The organism is Kitasatospora sp. NPDC096128 (assembly GCF_040303105.1).
In the GTDB taxonomy this organism is placed as follows: Bacteria; Actinomycetota; Actinomycetes; order Streptomycetales; family Streptomycetaceae; genus Kitasatospora.
This window is the reverse complement of the sequence record NZ_JBEOSP010000029.1, coordinates 80,566-96,395: the sequence shown is the minus strand read 5'-3', so window position 1 is coordinate 96,395 and position 15,830 is coordinate 80,566. Positions and strand designations below refer to the sequence as shown.

Here is a 15,830-nt window from a genome sequence, read left to right as displayed (position 1 = left end):
CCACCACGTGCTCGCACCCGACCACCGCGCCCCCCACGCACCCGATGACCTCCGCGCCGCCGCACAACCCCCGCGCGCTGACCCCCACCCCGGCCCCCCCCCCCCCCGGCCCCCCCCCCCCCCCCCCCCAGGACTCGTGGACGCGCGAGAGCAGGAAGATCTCGTAGTCCATGCTCAGCCCGAAGACGATCGCGAACATCATCATCGGCACGTAGCTCTCGATCGGGACCTTCCCCGCGACCCCGAGCGCCGGCCCGCCCCAGCCCCACTGGAACACCGCCACCACCACCCCGTACGAGGCCGCGATCGACAGCAGGTTGAGCACCGCGGCCTTGACCGCGACCAGCAGGCCGCGGAAGACCGCGAGGATGATCAGGAAGGCCAGCGCGACCACCACCGCGATGATCAGGACCAGCCGGCTGGAGACGATGTCCAGGAAGTCGACCTGGGCCGCGGTGTTGCCGGTCACGTACGTCCTCGCGCCGCTGCCGGCCACCGCGTCGGGCAGCACGGTGTCCGACAGGCGGTTGACCAGGTCGGTGGTGGCCCGGTCCTGCGGGGCGCCCGCCGGGATGACGGTGGCGAACAGCACCGCGCCGTCCGGGCTGGTCTGCAGCGGGGTGGTGCTCGCCGCGCCGGGCAGGCCGGTGAGGGCCTGCTGCACGGCGCCCTGCACGCCCGCCCGGGCCTGGGCGGGCACCGCGCTCTGGTCGACCACCACGGTCAGCGGCGCGTTCGCCCCCGGGCCGAAGGCCTGGGAGATCAGGTCGTAGGCGCGCCGGTCGGTGAAGGAGGTCGGGTCCGCGCCGTCGCCGATGTGCCCCAGCTGGATGGAGAACAGCGGGATCGACAGCACCCCGAGCGCGACCACCCCGGCGACCAGGTAGCGCCACGGGTTCGCCTCCACCCGCCGGGCGTAGCGGTGCCAGCTCCCGCCGCCCTCGCCGCCGCCCCCGGCCTCGGCGATCGGACGGCGCACCGCGAAGCGGTCCATCCGGCGGCCGATCAGCCCCATCAGCGCCGGCAGCAGGGTCAGCGCGCCGAGCACCGCCGACACCACCGTGACGGCCGCCGCCGCCCCCAGCTTGGCGATGAAGGAGATGCCCGACACCGACAGCCCGGACAGCGCGATGATCACCGTGCAGCCGGAGACCAGCACCGCCCGCCCGCTGGTGGCCACCGCCTGCCCGGCCGAGGCGACCGGGTCCACCCCGTCCATCAGGTTCTGCCGGTGCCGGGTCAGCAGGAACAGCGCGTAGTCGATGCCCACCCCGATGCCGATCATCGTCGCCAGGGTCGGCGCGACGGTGGCGAAGGTGGACAGCGCCGCGACCAGCCCCAGCGCCCCGAGCCCGACCACGGCCGCGATCAGCGCCGTCAGCAGCGGCAGCCCGGCCGCGATCGCGCTGCCGAAGCCCACCAGCAGCACCACCACCGCCACCGCGAAGCCGATCAGCTCGCTGGAGCGGTCGTCCGCCGCCGGCCGGGCCAGCTCGCCCAGCGGCCCGCCGTACTCCACCTGCACCCCGGCCTGGCGCAGCGGCGCCACCGCGGCGTCCACCCCGTCCAGGTAGTCGTGGCCCAGCAGCGCGGGGGTGGTGTCGAAGCGGACGGTGATGTACCCGGTCAGCCCGTCGGGGGCCAGCGGCCCGCCCGGCGCGGCGCTCTGCCCGGGCGGCGGCAGCGGGCTCTGCACGGCGACCACGTGCGGCAGCGCCTGGAGCGCGGTGACGGCCTGGGCGATCTGCGGCTGGAAGCCGGCCAGCTGCTGGGCGTCGTGCAGCACCACCTGGGAGCTGGTGCCCGCCGCGCCCGGCTCGTGGGCCTGCAGCACGTCCCGGCCCTGCTGCGCCTGGGTGCCGGGCAGCGAGAAGTCGTCCGAGTAGCCGCCGCCGACCGCCCGGTTGGCGGCCTGGACGCCGGCCAGGGCGACGATCCACAGCACGATGACGACCAGTGCGTGGCGCGCGCACCACTCGCCCAGGCGCCGCAGCGCCGCGCGCCTGGCGGGCTGCGGCGCCGCGGCCGGGGGGACACGGCGGGCGGAGGGCGGCATGGACGGCTCCCGGGGGTCTCCGGCGCGGTGGTGCGCCGAACCGGCGCAGTGTTCCCCGCAGGGCGGGCGGGCCCTCGGGTACCGGCGGGTAGTCGCCCCGACGGCCCCGAGGGCCCCGAGGGCCCGCCCGCCCCTATCGCCCCGACGGCCCCGACCCTTATCGCCCCGACGGCCCCCGGGGCCCGCCCCCCGGGGAGTACCGCTCCCGCCGCCGCCGACCGGTCAGGGCCGTCGGCCCCCGCCGAGCAGCGGCGTGGCCACCGGGGCCGCCGCGCCCACCAGGACCACCAGCTCGTGCCCGCCCGGATTGGCCTGGATCGGCACGGTGCGCCAGTTGTTGGCCAGCCAGACGTTGCCCGAAGGGTCGATCTGGATACCGGTGTTGCGCTCCAGCCCGTCGCTCGTGTACCCGGTGTCGGGCGGGGAGATCGGCTCCCCGGTGCGCACCCCGGGCGGGCAGGCCGACAGGTCGACCCCGCACAGCCGGGCGACCCGGTGGCCGCCGAAGTTGGCCACCCACACGGTGTCGTCCCCGTCGACGGCCACGCCCCAGGGCAGGAACAGCCCGCCGTTGGTGAAGGGCCCGGGCGCCGCAGTCCCGTCCGGCCCGATCATGGTCACCGAGGTGCCCGGCCGCGGGCCGTCCTCGCCGCCGAGCGCGTCCGCCAGGTCGGCCGCGGTGGTGTCGCCGCAGGGCACCGGCAGGATGCCGCTGTTGCTCACCCAGGCGTTGCCCCGGCTGTCGGTGGCCACCGCGAGCGGCCGGCGCAGGCCCGCCCCGGTGACGGTGCGCTCCGGGCTCCCGTCGGGGCCCACCACCTGGACGCTGTCGCTGCCGTTGCCGCTCACCCACAGCCGCCCGGCCGGGTCCACGGCCGCCCCGAAGGGCTTGTGCAGCCCGGGCACGGCGATCTCCCGGGCCCGCGTCGCGTCGCCGTCCGGGATCCGCGCCACGCTGTCCGAGCCGCAGTTGGCGACCCACACCGTGCCGGAACGGTCGGCGGCCATGCCCTGCGGCTGGACGATGCCGGCGCCGCGCCAGCCCTCGCGCGGCGACAGGGCGGTGCCGTCCGGGGCGAACTGCGAGACACTGCGCTCCAGCGGCGCCGGGTTCAGCGGGCAACCCCGGCCCTGGAAACCGAAGTTGGCGACCCAGGCACTGCCCTTGGCGTCGACGGTGATGCCGAAGCCGGCCCCGTACAGGCCGCCGCCCCGGTAGGGGGCGCCGGGGGCGTCCTGCCCGGTGGGGGTGAACTTGAGGACCGTGTCGGCGCCGCAGACCGGCACGGCCGGGTCCGCGCCGTAGCGGTAGTTGTTGCTGACCCAGGCGTTGCCGTCCGGGTCGAAGGCGATGTTGCCGGGTCCGTCGAGCTCGTGCCCGTTGCCGTCGTAGCGCAGCGCCACCGTCCAGGCGTCCGGGGCGGCGGGCAGCGCGGGCCGGTAGCGGTCGGCGGTGGCGGCCAGCGCGAACAGCTCGGCGGCGTTGTGGCCCGGATCGTGGGCGATGTCCACGGCGGCCAGCAGGGTGTTGCGCGGCCGCTCACGGCCCGGCCGGCGGGCCAGGTCCAGCAGCCGGTCGCAGGAGTCGCCGCTGACGCAGGTGGCCAGCAGGTTGGCCAGGGTGTTGAACTCGGCCAGGGTCGAGGTCAGGGCGCCGTTGGGCGCGGAGGCCAGCAACGGGGCGATGCCGCCGGTGCCGGTGTCGGCCAGGTTGTGCGCCAGGGCGGCGCCGTTCTGCAGCCCGGGGGAGGAGCCGGCCACGCCGTCCGGGCCGGTGAAACGGGCCAGGGCGTAGGCCGCGGCCACCGTGGTCCGCTCGTTGACGACGAGTTCGGGCGGGGCCCCGGCGCCACTGAGCACCGCGGCCAGCGTCACCGGCCCGCCCTGCGCCGGCCCGCCCTGAGCGCTCCCGCCCTGCGCCGGCCCGCCCTGCGGGGCACGGGCCGCCGGGCGGCCGAGGTCGGCCAGCACGTACAGCACCGCCCGCGGATCGCGCGGACGCCGGTAGTCCAGGCTGAACCGCCCGTCCCCGCCGCTGCGCCCCCGGGCCAGCACCCGCGCCCGCCCGCCCGGCCCCTCCCCGGCCTGGTACAGCGTCACCTCCGCCCCGCCGAGCGGCGCGTCACCGCTGCGCACCACCCCGCACTGCCCGGCCTCCTCCCACCCGGCGGCCGGCGCGGCGTGCGCGGGCCCGGCGGCGAGCTGGGCCAGGAGGGCGGCGGTCAGCAGGACGCCGCGGTGTCGGCGCATGGGGACTCCGTTCGATCGCAGGACGAGAAGGAAGGGGCCGGCCCCGCCGCGACCAGCGCTCGGCGGGGCCGCCGCCCTCCTACCTGCCACATCCCGGGCCGCCCGCACGCGACCTGCCGCGGGACGCGGCGGAAAATGCCCGGGACGGCCGAGCCGCACCCGCCCGAAACCGCACCCCCGCGCCCGCCGCCGATCGACTTCCCACGCGACACGGCGAGTTGGCTAGACTGCCCCGGCCCGGTGTGATCAAGAAGGGACACTGATGAGCATGGGAGGAACCTGGATGACCACGACCGATCCCGACCCGGCGGAGCCGACGGGAACGCAGATACGCCAGGACATTCCGCACAGTGCCCGGATGTACGACTACTTCCTCGGCGGCAAGGACAACTTCGCCGTCGACCGCGAAGCCGCCGAACGCGTCCTGACCGCCTTCCCCACCATGCGCACCGCCGTGCGGGCCAACCGCACCTTCATGCACCGCGCCACCCGCGCCCTGGCCCGGCGCGGCCTGCGCCAGTGGCTGGACATCGGCACCGGCATCCCCACCTCGCCCAACCTCCACGAGGTCGCCCAGGCCGTCGAACCCGGCGCCCGGATCGTCTACGCCGACAACGACCCCGTCGTGCTGGCCCACTCCCGCGCCCTGATGACCAGCACCCCCCAGGGCCGCACCGCCTACGTCCACGGCGACGTCCGCGACCCCGCCTCGATCCTGACCACCCCCCAGGTCGCCCAGACCCTCGACCTGACCCGGCCGGTGGTCCTGTCGATGGTCGCCCTGCTCCACTTCGTCCCGGACCTCGACGACGCCCACGCCATCGTCAAGCACCTCCTGGACCCCCTGCCGGCCGGCTCCGCCCTGGTCCTCTCCCACGCCACCGCCGAACTCGACCCGCCCGGCGCCTCCAAGGTCGAGGAGATCTACAACCAGGCCGGCACCTCCCTGCGGCTGCGCCCCGCGGCCGAGTTCGCGACCTTCTTCGAGGGCCTGGACCTCCTCGACCCGGGCATCGTCCCCGCCCACCGCTGGCACCCCGACGGCACCGACGAGGCCGACCTGCTGCCGGCCGGCGTCACCGACGCCCAGGTCTCCTTCTACGCCGGCGTCGCCCTCAAGCCCTGACCCGGCGACAAACGACAGGCGCCCGGCGGCAGCACTGCCGACGCGCCCGGCGAGGGGCCCGCGGTCCGACCGCGGGCCCCTCGCCGTGTGCTGTCCGGGAGCCCGCCGCACCCGCCCCGCCCGGGCCCGACGGAATGTCAGTGCCCGCCCCTAGAGTGGAGACATCGCTGGAGGAGACGCCGAAAGGCGCCGCGGGAAAGCCCGCGAAATGACTCCGGAAAAGCATCGCAAGCGCGCCGGAAAAGGGGATAGCCATGTCCACGAACAGGATCAAGCACAAGGTCAACCACGTCTCCCTCGTGGTCGACAAGTCCGGCTCGATGCGCCAGCACCAGAGCCAACTCATCCGCGTGGTCGACGAATTCGTCAAGGGCCTCCAGGAGGAATCCGACCGCCTCGGCCACGAGACCCGGATCAGCCTCTACGCCTTCGACCACGAAGTGCAGAACCTGGTCTGGGACATGGACGTCAAGCACCTGCCCTCCCTGCGCGGCCTCTACCGGGTCGACAACGGCGCCACCGCCCTGATCGAGGCCGCCGTGAAGTCCGTCGACGACCTCAAGAACATCTGGGAGGGCTACGGCGAGCACTCCTTCCTCCAGGTCGTCGTCACCGACGGCGAGGAGAACGCCTCCGGCTGCTCCCAGAGCGGCCAGATGCACACCCGCTTGACCGGCGGCAAGGGCGCCGAGGTCCTGCGCTCCTGGCTCGACCGCATCCAGGGCGCCATGGACGAGCTCCCCGACCACTGGACCTCCGCCATCCTGGTCCCCAACTCCCTGGCCAAGCGCACCGCCCAGGAGTACGGCTTCCCGGCCGGCAACATCGCCATCTGGGACGCCGACTCCAGCAAGGGCGTCGAAGAGGCCATCGGCACCGTCAAGTCCGCCGCCACCAGCTTCCTGCGCGGGCGCGAACAGGGCGTACGCGGCACCAAGAACCTCTTCGCCATGGGCCAGGACCTCAACACCGCCGACGTCAAGGCCGAACTCGACGCCCTGGACGCCGGCAAGTACATCCTCGTCCCCGTCGACGAGGCGAGCCCCATCCGCGACTTCGTCACCAGCGCCGGCCACCCGTACAAGACCGGCTGCGCCTTCTACGAGCTCTCCAAGCGGGAGAAGATCCAGGGCAACAAGCAGCTCGCCGTCGCCGAGAAGGACCCGGCCACCGGCCGCATGACCGGCCGCGTCTTCTCCGGCCCCGCCGCCCGCCGACTCCTCGGCCTGCCCGCCGCGGAGGCCACCGTCAAGCCCGGCGAGAACCCGTCCTACACGGTCTTCGTCCAGTCCACCTCCGTCAACCGCAAGCTCGTCCCCGGCACCAAGCTCCTCGTCCTCCTCTGACGGCCGCCCCCCGTCGTCCGGCCGCGCCCGCCTGGTGAATTCCTCCGGACCGCCTGCGGGCGGCGGACGGACCGTCACCACCGCGCCGCAGTGGGCGGTCACCCTACGGTCACCCATACGTTGATCAGATCTTCGCCCGTATCGGCTAGCCTGCCCCCGGCCGGTCTGCAGATCGTCCAGCACCGACGGCCTGACGGCCTGACGGGCCCGGCCCACGCTCCACCACACCACACGCTCCACAAGGGGGAACCGATGTCCCGCAAGACCACCCGCCGCACCGCCCCGGCGCTCACCACGGCAGCCGCCGTCACCGCCCTGCTCGCCCTGACCGGCACGGCCGCCGCGGCCGACGCACCGCTGTCCGGCACCGAGGCGACCATCGCCGTCGGCGCCCGCAACGCCGCGCCGGTGGTCAGCCCCGACGGCGCCCACGCCTACGTCGTGGTGACCGAGGCCGACAACACCTCCACCGTGAAGGCGGTGGACACCCAGAGCGGCGCCGTCACCGGACGCCTGTCCCTGGGCCCCCTCCAGTGGAGCGCCCACCCGGCGCTCAGCGCGGACGGCTCACGCCTGTACGTCCTCGACGGCCAGCGCCTCAGCGTGGTGGACACCGCCACCCTGACCCTGCTCGCCACCGTCGCCCTGCCCGACCAGCCCCGCCCGGCGGGCTGGACCGCGGGCTCGGCCGCCGGACTGGCCCTGAGCCCCGACGGATCCACCCTGTACGTCTCCCAGAACGGGGCGAGCGCCTACCGGCAGAACGGCCAGGGCCGGATCCTGGCCTTCGCCACCGCGCAGCGGGCGTTCACCACCTCGGTCCAGGTCCCGGCCCCCTACGTCGGCGCCCCCGCGGCCCGGCCGGGCACCGGCGAGGTGTACGTCGGCACCAGCCAGGGCGTGGTGCACGTGCGCGCGGCCGCCACCGCGCCCGCCGTGGCCGGCACCGTCCAGGGCACCGCGACGAACCTGGACTTCAACCTGGCGTTCGCCCCCGACGGCAAGCGCCTGTTCGGCCTCGCCGGGCTCGGCACCGGCGAGAGCACCATCATCGACCCGGCCACCGACACCGTGACCACCACCTTCCACCCCGCCGGCAGCGGCGACTCGCTGGACAACCCGCAGGTCAGCGCCGACGGCACCCGGCTCTACGTCGCCGACACCAACTACGGCACGAGCGCCGCCTCGGTGCTCGCCCTCGACACCGCCACCGGCGCCCCCGTCCCCGCGGACGGCGCCGACAACCTCGACGAGGAGGCGGTCACCGGCCTGGCCCTGGGCCCCGACGGCCACACCTTCTACGTGGGCGGCACCGTCGGACAGGTCGCCAACCTCCAGATCGTCGCCCACTGAGCCACCGAGCCCACCGGGCGAGCGCATGACGGCCGGCCCCCGCCCACCCACCGGGCGGGGGCCGCGCCGCACCCCTGGACAGCGGCGGGGGAGTGGGCCAGTGTTCAGCACTGTGAACGCCCCGCCGCCCCCGCCCCCGTACCGGCCCGACCCCGCGCGCACCGCGCTCCTCGAGGCGGTGAGCGCGGTCGGCGACGAGGCCACCGCCCTGCTCGCCGGCTGCCGCGGCGACACCCCGGTGCCCGGTTCGGCGTGGACGGTCGCCGAGGCCGCCGCCCACCTGGCGATGGCCAACGAGCTGATGGCAGCCCTGGCCGCCGGCGAGCAGCGGTCCTACGGGGACGGCACCCCGGGCTCGCTGGCCGCGGCGAACGCCGCCGCCCTGGCCGAGCGGCCCGAGCGGGACCCTGCCGTGCTCGCCGCGCAGATCGCCCGCCGCGCAAGGGAGTTCACCGCGGCGGCCGCCCCGCGGGCCGGCACCGAGGCGGTGTCCACCCCGCTGGGCGGGATGGACCTGGACACCCTCGGCGCCTACCTGCTCACCCACATGCTGGGCCACCTCTACGACATCGCCCTCGCCCTGGGCCGCCCGCACCCGCTCGACCGCCACCGCGTCGCCCTGACGGTGCCGTTCCTGCGCACCGCCATGCCGCGGGTGGTCGACGCCCGCGCCGCGGCCGGCCACAACGCCTGCTACCGCCTGCGGCTGCGCGGCCTCCAGGGCTTCGCGGTGACCTTCACCGACGGCGCCGCGGTGGTCGGCCAGGAGCCGCCGCGCCGCCCGGACTGCACGATCCTCACCGATCCGGTGGCCTTCTTCCTCATCGCGCTGGGCCGCTACAGCGCCACCGACGCCCTCCTGCGGGGCAAGGTCCTGGCCTGGGGCCGCCGCCCCTGGCTGGCCGCGACCTTCCCCACCCTGTTCACCGCCCCCTGACCGCCGCAGCCGGGCCACTCCCGGTGGAGGCGCCAAGTCCACTTCCCGGCACGGCAGTCGGCTCACCACCGGATCGCGGACGTCCCTCGCCCTGTCGCAGACGATCAGTCAACTGTCCTCAATAGAGAGGGAGTTGAAAGCGGAGTGCGGCTTCCCACGAACTGTTCGCCGCCGCAGCACTCCGTGGGACGGACGGCGAGCGCGCCCACCGCCACCGGGCGGGCGGGCGGGACCTGCGGGGACGCCGTGGGATATCCCGGATCCCGCCCAGGCGTGGTGGGACGCGTAGCCGGGTGACAGCTTCCTGGCAGGCGGCGACGCCAACCGGCGACCGCCCGCCGGCAGGGGGAACCGGCGCACTTCGCCGACAGGCGCAGTCACGCGTCCCCACTGCCCTCCCACGTCACAACCACGGAGGCTCAGCATGCTCGTCAAGAAGGCGGCCGCACTCCTGGCCGCGGCCACCATCGGTGGCATCCTCATCGGCACCACCCCGGCGCTCGCCAGCAGCGGCGGCTGCATCAGCGGGGACGCCTGTCTCTACTACAGCCCCAACAAGGGAGGCGCGTTCTTCGGCAAGAGCGAGACCGGCAACTACGACGGTGCCTACTTCGGCGGCGGCGGCGCGGGCGACGGCCAGGCCGTGATCAACAACGCCGCCTCGGTGGAGAACCTGAGCACCTGGTGGAACCTGCGCGTCTACTACGGCCCGGACCTGTCCGGCCCCAACCAGTACGTCCCGAAGGGCCAGTGGGTCAACCTCGGCCCGGTGCCGTGGAACGGCGGCTCGGTCGACATGCGCAACAACAACCACTCCCAGGGCTGGTGGATCTGAGTCCCCTGCGCACCGCGCCGCGCCGTCCCCGCACCCCGGGGGCGGCGCAGCACCCCGACCGCCAAGGAGTCAGCGAGATGCCCGCCCCCGCCCGGAAAGCCCCGCCGGCCCGCCCACCGCGCCCGCTCCCCGCCGCCCTGGCCGCGCTCGCCGTGCTCGTCGCGTTCCCGGCGCTCGCCGCGGGCTGCGCCGCCGCGCCGTCCCCGGCGGCGGCTCCCGCCACGGCGCCGCCGGCCATCCCCGAGCCGCCCGTCCTGACCCAGGTGGCCGACAGGTCCCTGCCCGTCGAGGCCTACCTGCTCAGCGGCGCGCAGTACCGGCAGCTGTCCACCGCCGAGGACGTCCTCGTCAGCCGGTGCATGCAGGACTTCGGCCTCCCGTACGAACGCCCGCCCGCCCCGGACGCCGAGCCGCCGGGCCAGACCGCGCACCGCTACGACCCGGTCGACCCCCGGGTCGCGGCCGTCCACGGCTACCACCCGGCCGACCCCCACACGGGCGCCAAGCCCGCCGAGCCGAGCATCAGCCCCGACGCGGCCGCCGTCCTGGGCGCCGGCACCGCCGGCGGCCCGGGCACCCCCGCCGCGCCCCGCAGCTACCGGGGCCGCCCCGTCCCGCCCGGCGGCTGCCTCGGCCAGGCCCACGCCCGGCTCACCTCCCACGGCGGCACCGGACGGGACCCGGACCTGGTCGTCGGCATCAACTTCGGCGGCTACCAGCAGTCCACCACCGACCCCCGGGTCAAGGACGTCTTCCAGAAGTGGTCCGCCTGCATGAAGGCCAGGGGCTTCAGCTACGCCACCCCCACCGACGCCGCCAAGGACACCCGCTGGAAGTCCGCCCCCGAGCCCACCCCCGAGGAACTCGCCACCGCCACCGCCGACGTCGCCTGCAAGACGGCCGTGAACGTGGTCGGCGTCTGGTTCACCGTGGAATCCGCCTACGAGACCCAGGCCATCCAGCAGAAGCTGCCGGAACTCACCCGCATCAAACAGGACAACGACGCCATGCTCGCCACCGCCGCCTCCGTCGCCGCCGCAAACCCCTGACAGCCCCTGGCATCCCCGCCGCCGACGCAGCGACCGACGCAGCGACCGACGGAGCGACCGGCGGGCAGCCGCCGGGCCCCGGCCGGGGGGAGAGGGGACGCCCCGGTGCCCGACTCCCCTGCGTGCTCGGGCCGTTGAGGCCTGTCGGGCGGTCACCGGCAGCCCGCGCCCGCCAGGTCCTGCGGGACGGACAGCAGCAGCCCCGGGCCCTCGGCGACCCGCCGGCGTCCCCCGCCCCGGGGTCATCCGCGGCCCGCTCGGCCGGCGGCCACCGGAGCGGGCGCCGGGCCCGCGCCCGGCCCGACCTCCCCGGCCTCCCCGGCCTGAGCCGGAAGCGCCCGCCGGCGGCGCACCGGGGAGAGCAGGACCGGCAGGAAGGCCGTCGCGACCAGGGCGCCACCCACCCACAACGCGACGCGCAAGCCAGCCAGTTGGCCGATCACGCCGGCGGTCGCGGAGCCGACGGCCAGGGCCCCCGACAGCAGGAAGCGGAAGGTGGCGTTCATCCGGCCGAGGAGGGGACCGGGGGTCATCCGCTGGCGCAGGCTCACGCCGAGCACGTTGTCCATGCCGATCTTGAACATGGCCAGCAGCCAGCCGCACCCGGCAAGCCACAGCCAGGCCCCGCGGCCGACCGCCGGCACCAGCAGGCCCGCCGGGGAGAGCCAGAGGCCGGCCAGCGCGAGGGAACGGCCGTGGCCGAGCCGGGCGGCGAGCGGGCGGGCGCAGCGGGCGCCGAGCAGCAGGCCCGCCCCGCCGGCCGCCCAGAACAGGCCCAGGGTGCCCGCGGACAGGCCGAGTTCGCGCAGGAACAGCAGCGGGAGCGTGGTGTTGACGATCTGCGAGCCCAGGTTGGCCAGGGTCGCGGTGAGCGCGAGCGCCCGCAGCTCGCGATGGCCCAGGACGTGGCGCAGGCCTTCCCCGATCTGCTTCCCGAGCCGGGCGGGCCGCCCGGCCGAGCCGGAAGGGGAAGCCGAGCCGGAAGGGGAGGCGGAGCCGGAAGGGGAGGCGGAGGCCGCGGGGGAGCGGCCCAGCGCGGTGAGCTGCACGGCGGAGGCGAGATAGCACAGGCCCGTGGCCGCCAGCGCCACCGGAGCCGTCAGCACCTGGACCAGGCCGCCGCCCGCGCCGCGCCCGGCGACGTTGCCCAGGGCGATGAGGCTGACCACGGCGGCGTTGGCCCGCACCAGCGCCTCCCGGCCGACGAGGTGCGGCAGTGCGCTCTGCGAGCCGACGTCGAAGAAGACGGTCGCCGCGCCGTTCAGCAGCACGACCGCGTACAGCTGCCACAGGGTGAGGGCGTGCTGCCACCAGGCGAGCGGCACGGAGGCCAGGAGCAGGGCGCGGGCCAGGTCCGCGGCGATCAGCACCCGGCGGTGGTGCAGCCGGTCCACCCAGGCCCCGGCGGGCAGGCCGATGAGGAGGAAGGCGGCGGTGCCCAGGGCCCCGAGCAGGCCGGCCTGGGCCGCGCTCGCGTCGAGGGCGCCGACCGCGATGAGCGGGACGGCGACGTAGCCGACGTTGGTGCCGAGCTGGCTGAGCGCGGTCGCGACGAACAGGGTGCGGAAGTCCCTTGCGCGCCACGGGGATCCGGATCGCATCCGCTACCTCGCCCCGGCCGGCGCGGGGGCGCGGCGCAGCCGGGTCATCGCCACCCCGGCGAGGACGACGGCCATCCCGGCGAGGGTCCGCGGGCCCAGGGGCTCGCCGAGGACGAGCGCGCCCAGCAGGAGCGAGACCACGGGCAGCAGGTAGCCGACGGCGGCGGCGTCGGTGGCGCCCTCGCTGGCGATGATCCGGTAGGTGAGGTGGAACGTCACCCCGGTGGCGAGGACGCCGAGCACGGCCACCGCGATCAGCGGCGTGGCGCCGGGGTGCGCCGGCGGCGGGCCGCCCGCGGGCAACGCCGGCGCCGCCAGGGCGGTCAGCGCGGTCGCGGCGAGCAGCTGGGCGGCGGAGAGGGAGAGGGTGGGCGTGCCCCGGCCGACCAGGTGGCGCCGCATGTAGCCGAAGGCGACGGCGTAGCTCAGCGCTGCGCCCAGGACGGCGAGCGCGCCCCAGCCCGCCGGCCCGCCGTGCCGCCAGGGGGCGAAGATCAGCAGCGTGCCGCCGAAGCCGAGCAGCAGCCCGCCCAGCCGCAGCACGCCCGGAGCGCGGTCGGTGCCGACGGCGAGACCGATCAGCAGCGACCACAGCGGGGTCGTCGCGTTCAGCAGGCCGGCCAGGCCGGAGCCGACGCTCTGCTGGCCGAGGCTGAGCAGGGTGAACGGCAGGGCGTTGCAGAAGAACGCGGCCACCGTGATGTGCCGCCAGGTCCCGGCCGAGCGCGGCAGCCGCCCGCCCCGGGCCAGGCACACCGCCGTCAGGACGAGTGCCCCCAGGGCGCAGCGGACGACCGTCACCTCGGCCGGCCGCAGGCCGTCCAGGGCCAGTCGGATCCACAGGAAGGTGGACCCCCAGAGCAGCGCGAGGACTCCCACGCGTGACCAGTACAGGCTTGCGGTTCTCATGGGGGGAACGCTGCCCGGGTCCCATTCGACAGCACAAGCGAAAAGATCTTCACTTCCCTTAAGCTGGGCTACATGCTCGATGTGAGGCGCATGCAGGTACTGCGGGCCGTCGTCAGCAGCGGCTCGGTGACCGCCGCCGCGGCCAACCTGGGGTACACACCGTCGGCGGTGAGCCAGCAGGTCGCGGCCCTGGAACGGGAGGCCGGGACCGCCCTGCTGGAACGGGCCGGCCGGGGCGTGCGCCCGACCCAGGCCGGACGCCTGCTGACCGAGCACGCCGCCACCATCAGCCGCAACGTCGCCGAGGCGGAGACCGCCCTGGCCGAACTGCGGGCCGGACGCACCGGCCGGCTCGCCGTCCGCTACTTCCCCACGGTCGGCGCCCGCCTGGTCGCCCCCGCCGTCGCCCGGGTGCGCCGGGAACACCCGGGCGTACGGATCGACCTGCGGCTGCACGACCCCGACGACCCGTTCGGCGAGATCGCGCGCGGCGGAGCCGACCTCGCTCTGGTCGTCGGCGCCCCCCACGCCCCCGTGCCGGGCGTCCGGCTGGTCCACCTGCTCGACGACGCGTATGTCGCGCTCCTGCCGGCGGACCACCCGCTGGCCGCCAAGCGCGTCCTCGACCTCGCCGACCTCGCCGAGCAGCCGTGGGTCGGCAGCGAACCGCCCGGCCCCTGCCTGGAACCCGTCCTCCAGGCCTGCGCGGCCGCCGGATTCAGCCCCGACGTCGTGGTCGACGGCCAGGACCACGCCACCGCCCGCGGCTTCGTCGCCGCCGGCCTCGGCGTGGCCGTGATCCCGCGGCTGGGCCTCACCGGCCGCCACCCCGGCGTCGCGGTGCGCCGGGTGCGCCGCCCCGAACCGGTCCGCACCGTCCACGCCGCCGTCCGCGAGAGCGCACTGACCCACCCGCCGGTACGGGACCTCCTCGACGCCCTCCGGGAAGCCGCCGCCCGGCCCTGACGGCCCGCCGCCCACGGCCTAGGCTGGCGGGCATGCCCCTCGTCGACGTGACCTACGCGCCCACCGTGCCCGAGGCCTGCCTGCGCGAACTGGCCGAGGTGCTGCCGCACCTGGTCTCCCTGGCCGTGGAGTGCCCCGAGGAGCCCTACGACGGCGACCTGCGACCCGGCGACGTCGAACTCCGCTTCCACCCGCTGGGCCCGCTGGACCGCAGCGGCCTGGCCGTGGTGATCGAGGTCAGGTCGAAGTGGACCGCGAGCCGGGAGGCCGACCGTCAGGAGCGCGTGGACACCCTCCACACGGGCATCCGCACCGCCACCGCTCTCACCGACTTCGGCGTCTACCTGTCACTGCCGGTCGCCGCCTGGTCCCAAGGGGACTGACCACCCCACCCACCGTCAACGCCCCGCCCCCCGACCGCGAACGGCCAAGGGGGCGGGGCATCCCGGCGACGCCCCGCCCCCCGGGTGCCGCCCGGCACCGCTCCCACCGCCCGGCCGCCTCCGGCACCCGCGTGGCCGGCCGGCCGGACGTCGGCCACGCCCTTCCTCCCCGCCACCCGCCCCGGTGGGCGCTCGCCTCAGCGGGGGCCGTCGTGCCCGAGGCCGCGGTCGGGTGCGCCCATGTCACCCGTCCTGGGCGTGCCGTCGGCGAGCCCGTAGCGCAGGTACACGGTGCCCGTGGGGCCGGCTGACGGCGGTTCGAGGAGGGCGAGGTTCGTGGGCACCGCGCCGCCGTCGAAGACCTTCTTCCCGACGCCGAGCACGATCGGGTGCACCCACAGGTCGAGACGGTCGAAGAGCTTGTCCCGCAGGAGGGTCTGCACCAGGTCCAGGCTCCCGACGACCTTCACGTTCTCGTGCCGCTCCCGGAGCCCGCGCACCGCGCCGGCCAGGTCCGGGCCGAGCCGCGTGGACCCGGCCCACGGCAGCTCGGGCGTGCCGCGGGAGGCCACGTACTTCGGGACCCTGTTGAAGAGCTCCGCGATCTCGCCGTCCTTCTGGTGCGGCCAGTACGCGGCGAAGATGTCGTAGGTGCGCCGCCCCAGCAGCAGGGCGTCCGTGCCCTCGTACGCGGCGAGGATCTGCGCCCCGGTGGCCTCGTCGATCAGCGGCGCCTGCCAGCCGCCGAACGGGAACCCCTCCGGGTCCTCGTCGGGGCCGCCGGGCGCCTGCCCGACGAGGTCGAGGGTCGCGAACAGCTCGAGGTGGATGAGTCCCATGTCTGTACTCCCGATGAGTCGGTCGGCCGGTCGAGATATAGACCAGCCCGGACCGGAAAACTCATCGCCGCGCCGACAGCCGGTTCCCGCCCCTGCCGCCCGCCCGCCGCCCTGCCGCCCCGCCCGCCTGCCGCCCCGCCCGCCTGCCGCCCCGCCCGCCGCCCCGCCCGACGGCCACCC

Annotated in this window: 12 protein-coding genes and 1 pseudogene; 8 read left to right on the top strand and 5 right to left on the bottom strand. The window is 75.7% G+C overall.

Annotation, left to right across the window (positions count from 1 at the left end; translation table 11 throughout):
* Nucleotides 1-2,056: pseudogene (locus ABTY61_RS28390) on the bottom strand (MMPL family transporter); the annotation flags it as partial.
* A 222-nt stretch (nucleotides 2,057-2,278) separates the two neighbouring features.
* The gene (locus ABTY61_RS28385; protein ID WP_350507939.1) at nucleotides 2,279-4,306 is read right to left on the bottom strand and encodes an NHL repeat-containing protein; all 2,028 of its coding nucleotides are present in this window, start codon (nucleotides 4,304-4,306) and stop codon (nucleotides 2,279-2,281) included.
* Nucleotides 4,307-4,589: 283 nt separating this feature from the next.
* On the opposite strand from ABTY61_RS28385, the gene ABTY61_RS28380 reads away from it, so the two are divergent.
* The 6 genes from ABTY61_RS28380 to ABTY61_RS28355 all read left to right on the top strand — a co-directional run bounded on the left by ABTY61_RS28380 (nucleotide 4,590) and on the right by ABTY61_RS28355 (nucleotide 10,952).
* Complete coding sequence (locus ABTY61_RS28380) at nucleotides 4,590-5,432, top strand: SAM-dependent methyltransferase (RefSeq protein ID WP_350507938.1); 843 nt, start codon at nucleotides 4,590-4,592, stop codon at nucleotides 5,430-5,432.
* A gap of 254 nt (nucleotides 5,433-5,686) precedes the next feature.
* Complete coding sequence (locus ABTY61_RS28375) at nucleotides 5,687-6,778, top strand: vWA domain-containing protein (protein WP_350507937.1); 1,092 nt, start codon at nucleotides 5,687-5,689, stop codon at nucleotides 6,776-6,778.
* Nucleotides 6,779-7,030: 252 nt separating this feature from the next.
* Nucleotides 7,031-8,131 (top strand): YncE family protein, encoded by a 1,101-nt coding sequence (locus tag ABTY61_RS28370; protein ID WP_350507936.1) that lies wholly within the window; start codon nucleotides 7,031-7,033, stop codon nucleotides 8,129-8,131.
* Between the two features lie 100 nt (nucleotides 8,132-8,231).
* The gene (locus tag ABTY61_RS28365; RefSeq protein WP_350507935.1) at nucleotides 8,232-9,068 is read left to right on the top strand and encodes a maleylpyruvate isomerase family mycothiol-dependent enzyme; all 837 of its coding nucleotides are present in this window, start codon (nucleotides 8,232-8,234) and stop codon (nucleotides 9,066-9,068) included.
* Nucleotides 9,069-9,492: 424 nt separating this feature from the next.
* A complete protein-coding gene (locus ABTY61_RS28360; RefSeq protein ID WP_350507934.1) occupies nucleotides 9,493-9,903 on the top strand; it encodes a peptidase inhibitor family I36 protein in 411 nt (136 codons plus the stop codon).
* Between the two features lie 77 nt (nucleotides 9,904-9,980).
* On the top strand, nucleotides 9,981-10,952 hold the full coding sequence (locus ABTY61_RS28355; RefSeq protein WP_350507933.1) for a hypothetical protein: 972 nt from the start codon (nucleotides 9,981-9,983) through the stop codon (nucleotides 10,950-10,952).
* 242 nt (nucleotides 10,953-11,194) lie between these two features.
* On the opposite strand, the gene ABTY61_RS28350 is transcribed toward ABTY61_RS28355, so the two are convergent.
* Both ABTY61_RS28350 and ABTY61_RS28345 read right to left on the bottom strand, forming a co-directional pair.
* Nucleotides 11,195-12,553: an MFS transporter gene (locus ABTY61_RS28350; protein ID WP_350507932.1), complete on the bottom strand. Its 1,359-nt coding sequence runs from the start codon at nucleotides 12,551-12,553 to the stop codon at nucleotides 11,195-11,197.
* A 3-nt stretch (nucleotides 12,554-12,556) separates the two neighbouring features.
* Complete coding sequence (locus tag ABTY61_RS28345) at nucleotides 12,557-13,462, bottom strand: DMT family transporter (protein ID WP_350507931.1); 906 nt, start codon at nucleotides 13,460-13,462, stop codon at nucleotides 12,557-12,559.
* Between the two features lie 72 nt (nucleotides 13,463-13,534).
* Here ABTY61_RS28345 and ABTY61_RS28340 point away from each other — a divergent pair, with 72 nt between their 5' ends.
* Nucleotides 13,535-14,428 carry a LysR family transcriptional regulator gene (locus tag ABTY61_RS28340; RefSeq protein ID WP_350507930.1) on the top strand — a complete coding sequence of 298 codons (894 nt, stop codon included), beginning with the start codon at nucleotides 13,535-13,537 and terminating at the stop codon, nucleotides 14,426-14,428.
* A gap of 32 nt (nucleotides 14,429-14,460) precedes the next feature.
* Nucleotides 14,461-14,811: a hypothetical protein gene (locus ABTY61_RS28335; protein WP_350507929.1), complete on the top strand. Its 351-nt coding sequence runs from the start codon at nucleotides 14,461-14,463 to the stop codon at nucleotides 14,809-14,811.
* Between the two features lie 197 nt (nucleotides 14,812-15,008).
* Here ABTY61_RS28335 and ABTY61_RS28330 read toward each other — a convergent pair whose 3' ends face one another.
* Nucleotides 15,009-15,650 carry a dihydrofolate reductase family protein gene (locus tag ABTY61_RS28330; RefSeq protein WP_350507928.1) on the bottom strand — a complete coding sequence of 214 codons (642 nt, stop codon included), beginning with the start codon at nucleotides 15,648-15,650 and terminating at the stop codon, nucleotides 15,009-15,011.
* Nucleotides 15,651-15,830: the final 180 nt, after the last annotated feature.

What these genes read in the sequence shown, in the direction of transcription:
- ABTY61_RS28335 (WP_350507929.1), top strand. Translation starts at nt 14,461, where the DNA reads ATGCCCCTCGTCGACGTGACCTACGCGCCCACCGTGCCCGAGGCCTGC.
- ABTY61_RS28345 (WP_350507931.1), bottom strand. Translation starts at nt 13,462, where the DNA reads ATGAGAACCGCAAGCCTGTACTGGTCACGCGTGGGAGTCCTCGCGCTG.
- ABTY61_RS28355 (WP_350507933.1), top strand. Translation starts at nt 9,981, where the DNA reads ATGCCCGCCCCCGCCCGGAAAGCCCCGCCGGCCCGCCCACCGCGCCCG.
- ABTY61_RS28380 (WP_350507938.1), top strand. Translation starts at nt 4,590, where the DNA reads ATGACCACGACCGATCCCGACCCGGCGGAGCCGACGGGAACGCAGATA.
- ABTY61_RS28360 (WP_350507934.1), top strand. Translation starts at nt 9,493, where the DNA reads ATGCTCGTCAAGAAGGCGGCCGCACTCCTGGCCGCGGCCACCATCGGT.
- ABTY61_RS28375 (WP_350507937.1), top strand. Translation starts at nt 5,687, where the DNA reads ATGTCCACGAACAGGATCAAGCACAAGGTCAACCACGTCTCCCTCGTG.
- ABTY61_RS28350 (WP_350507932.1), bottom strand. Translation starts at nt 12,553, where the DNA reads ATGCGATCCGGATCCCCGTGGCGCGCAAGGGACTTCCGCACCCTGTTC.
- ABTY61_RS28370 (WP_350507936.1), top strand. Translation starts at nt 7,031, where the DNA reads ATGTCCCGCAAGACCACCCGCCGCACCGCCCCGGCGCTCACCACGGCA.
- ABTY61_RS28385 (WP_350507939.1), bottom strand. Translation starts at nt 4,306, where the DNA reads ATGCGCCGACACCGCGGCGTCCTGCTGACCGCCGCCCTCCTGGCCCAG.
- ABTY61_RS28340 (WP_350507930.1), top strand. Translation starts at nt 13,535, where the DNA reads ATGCTCGATGTGAGGCGCATGCAGGTACTGCGGGCCGTCGTCAGCAGC.
- ABTY61_RS28330 (WP_350507928.1), bottom strand. Translation starts at nt 15,650, where the DNA reads ATGGGACTCATCCACCTCGAGCTGTTCGCGACCCTCGACCTCGTCGGG.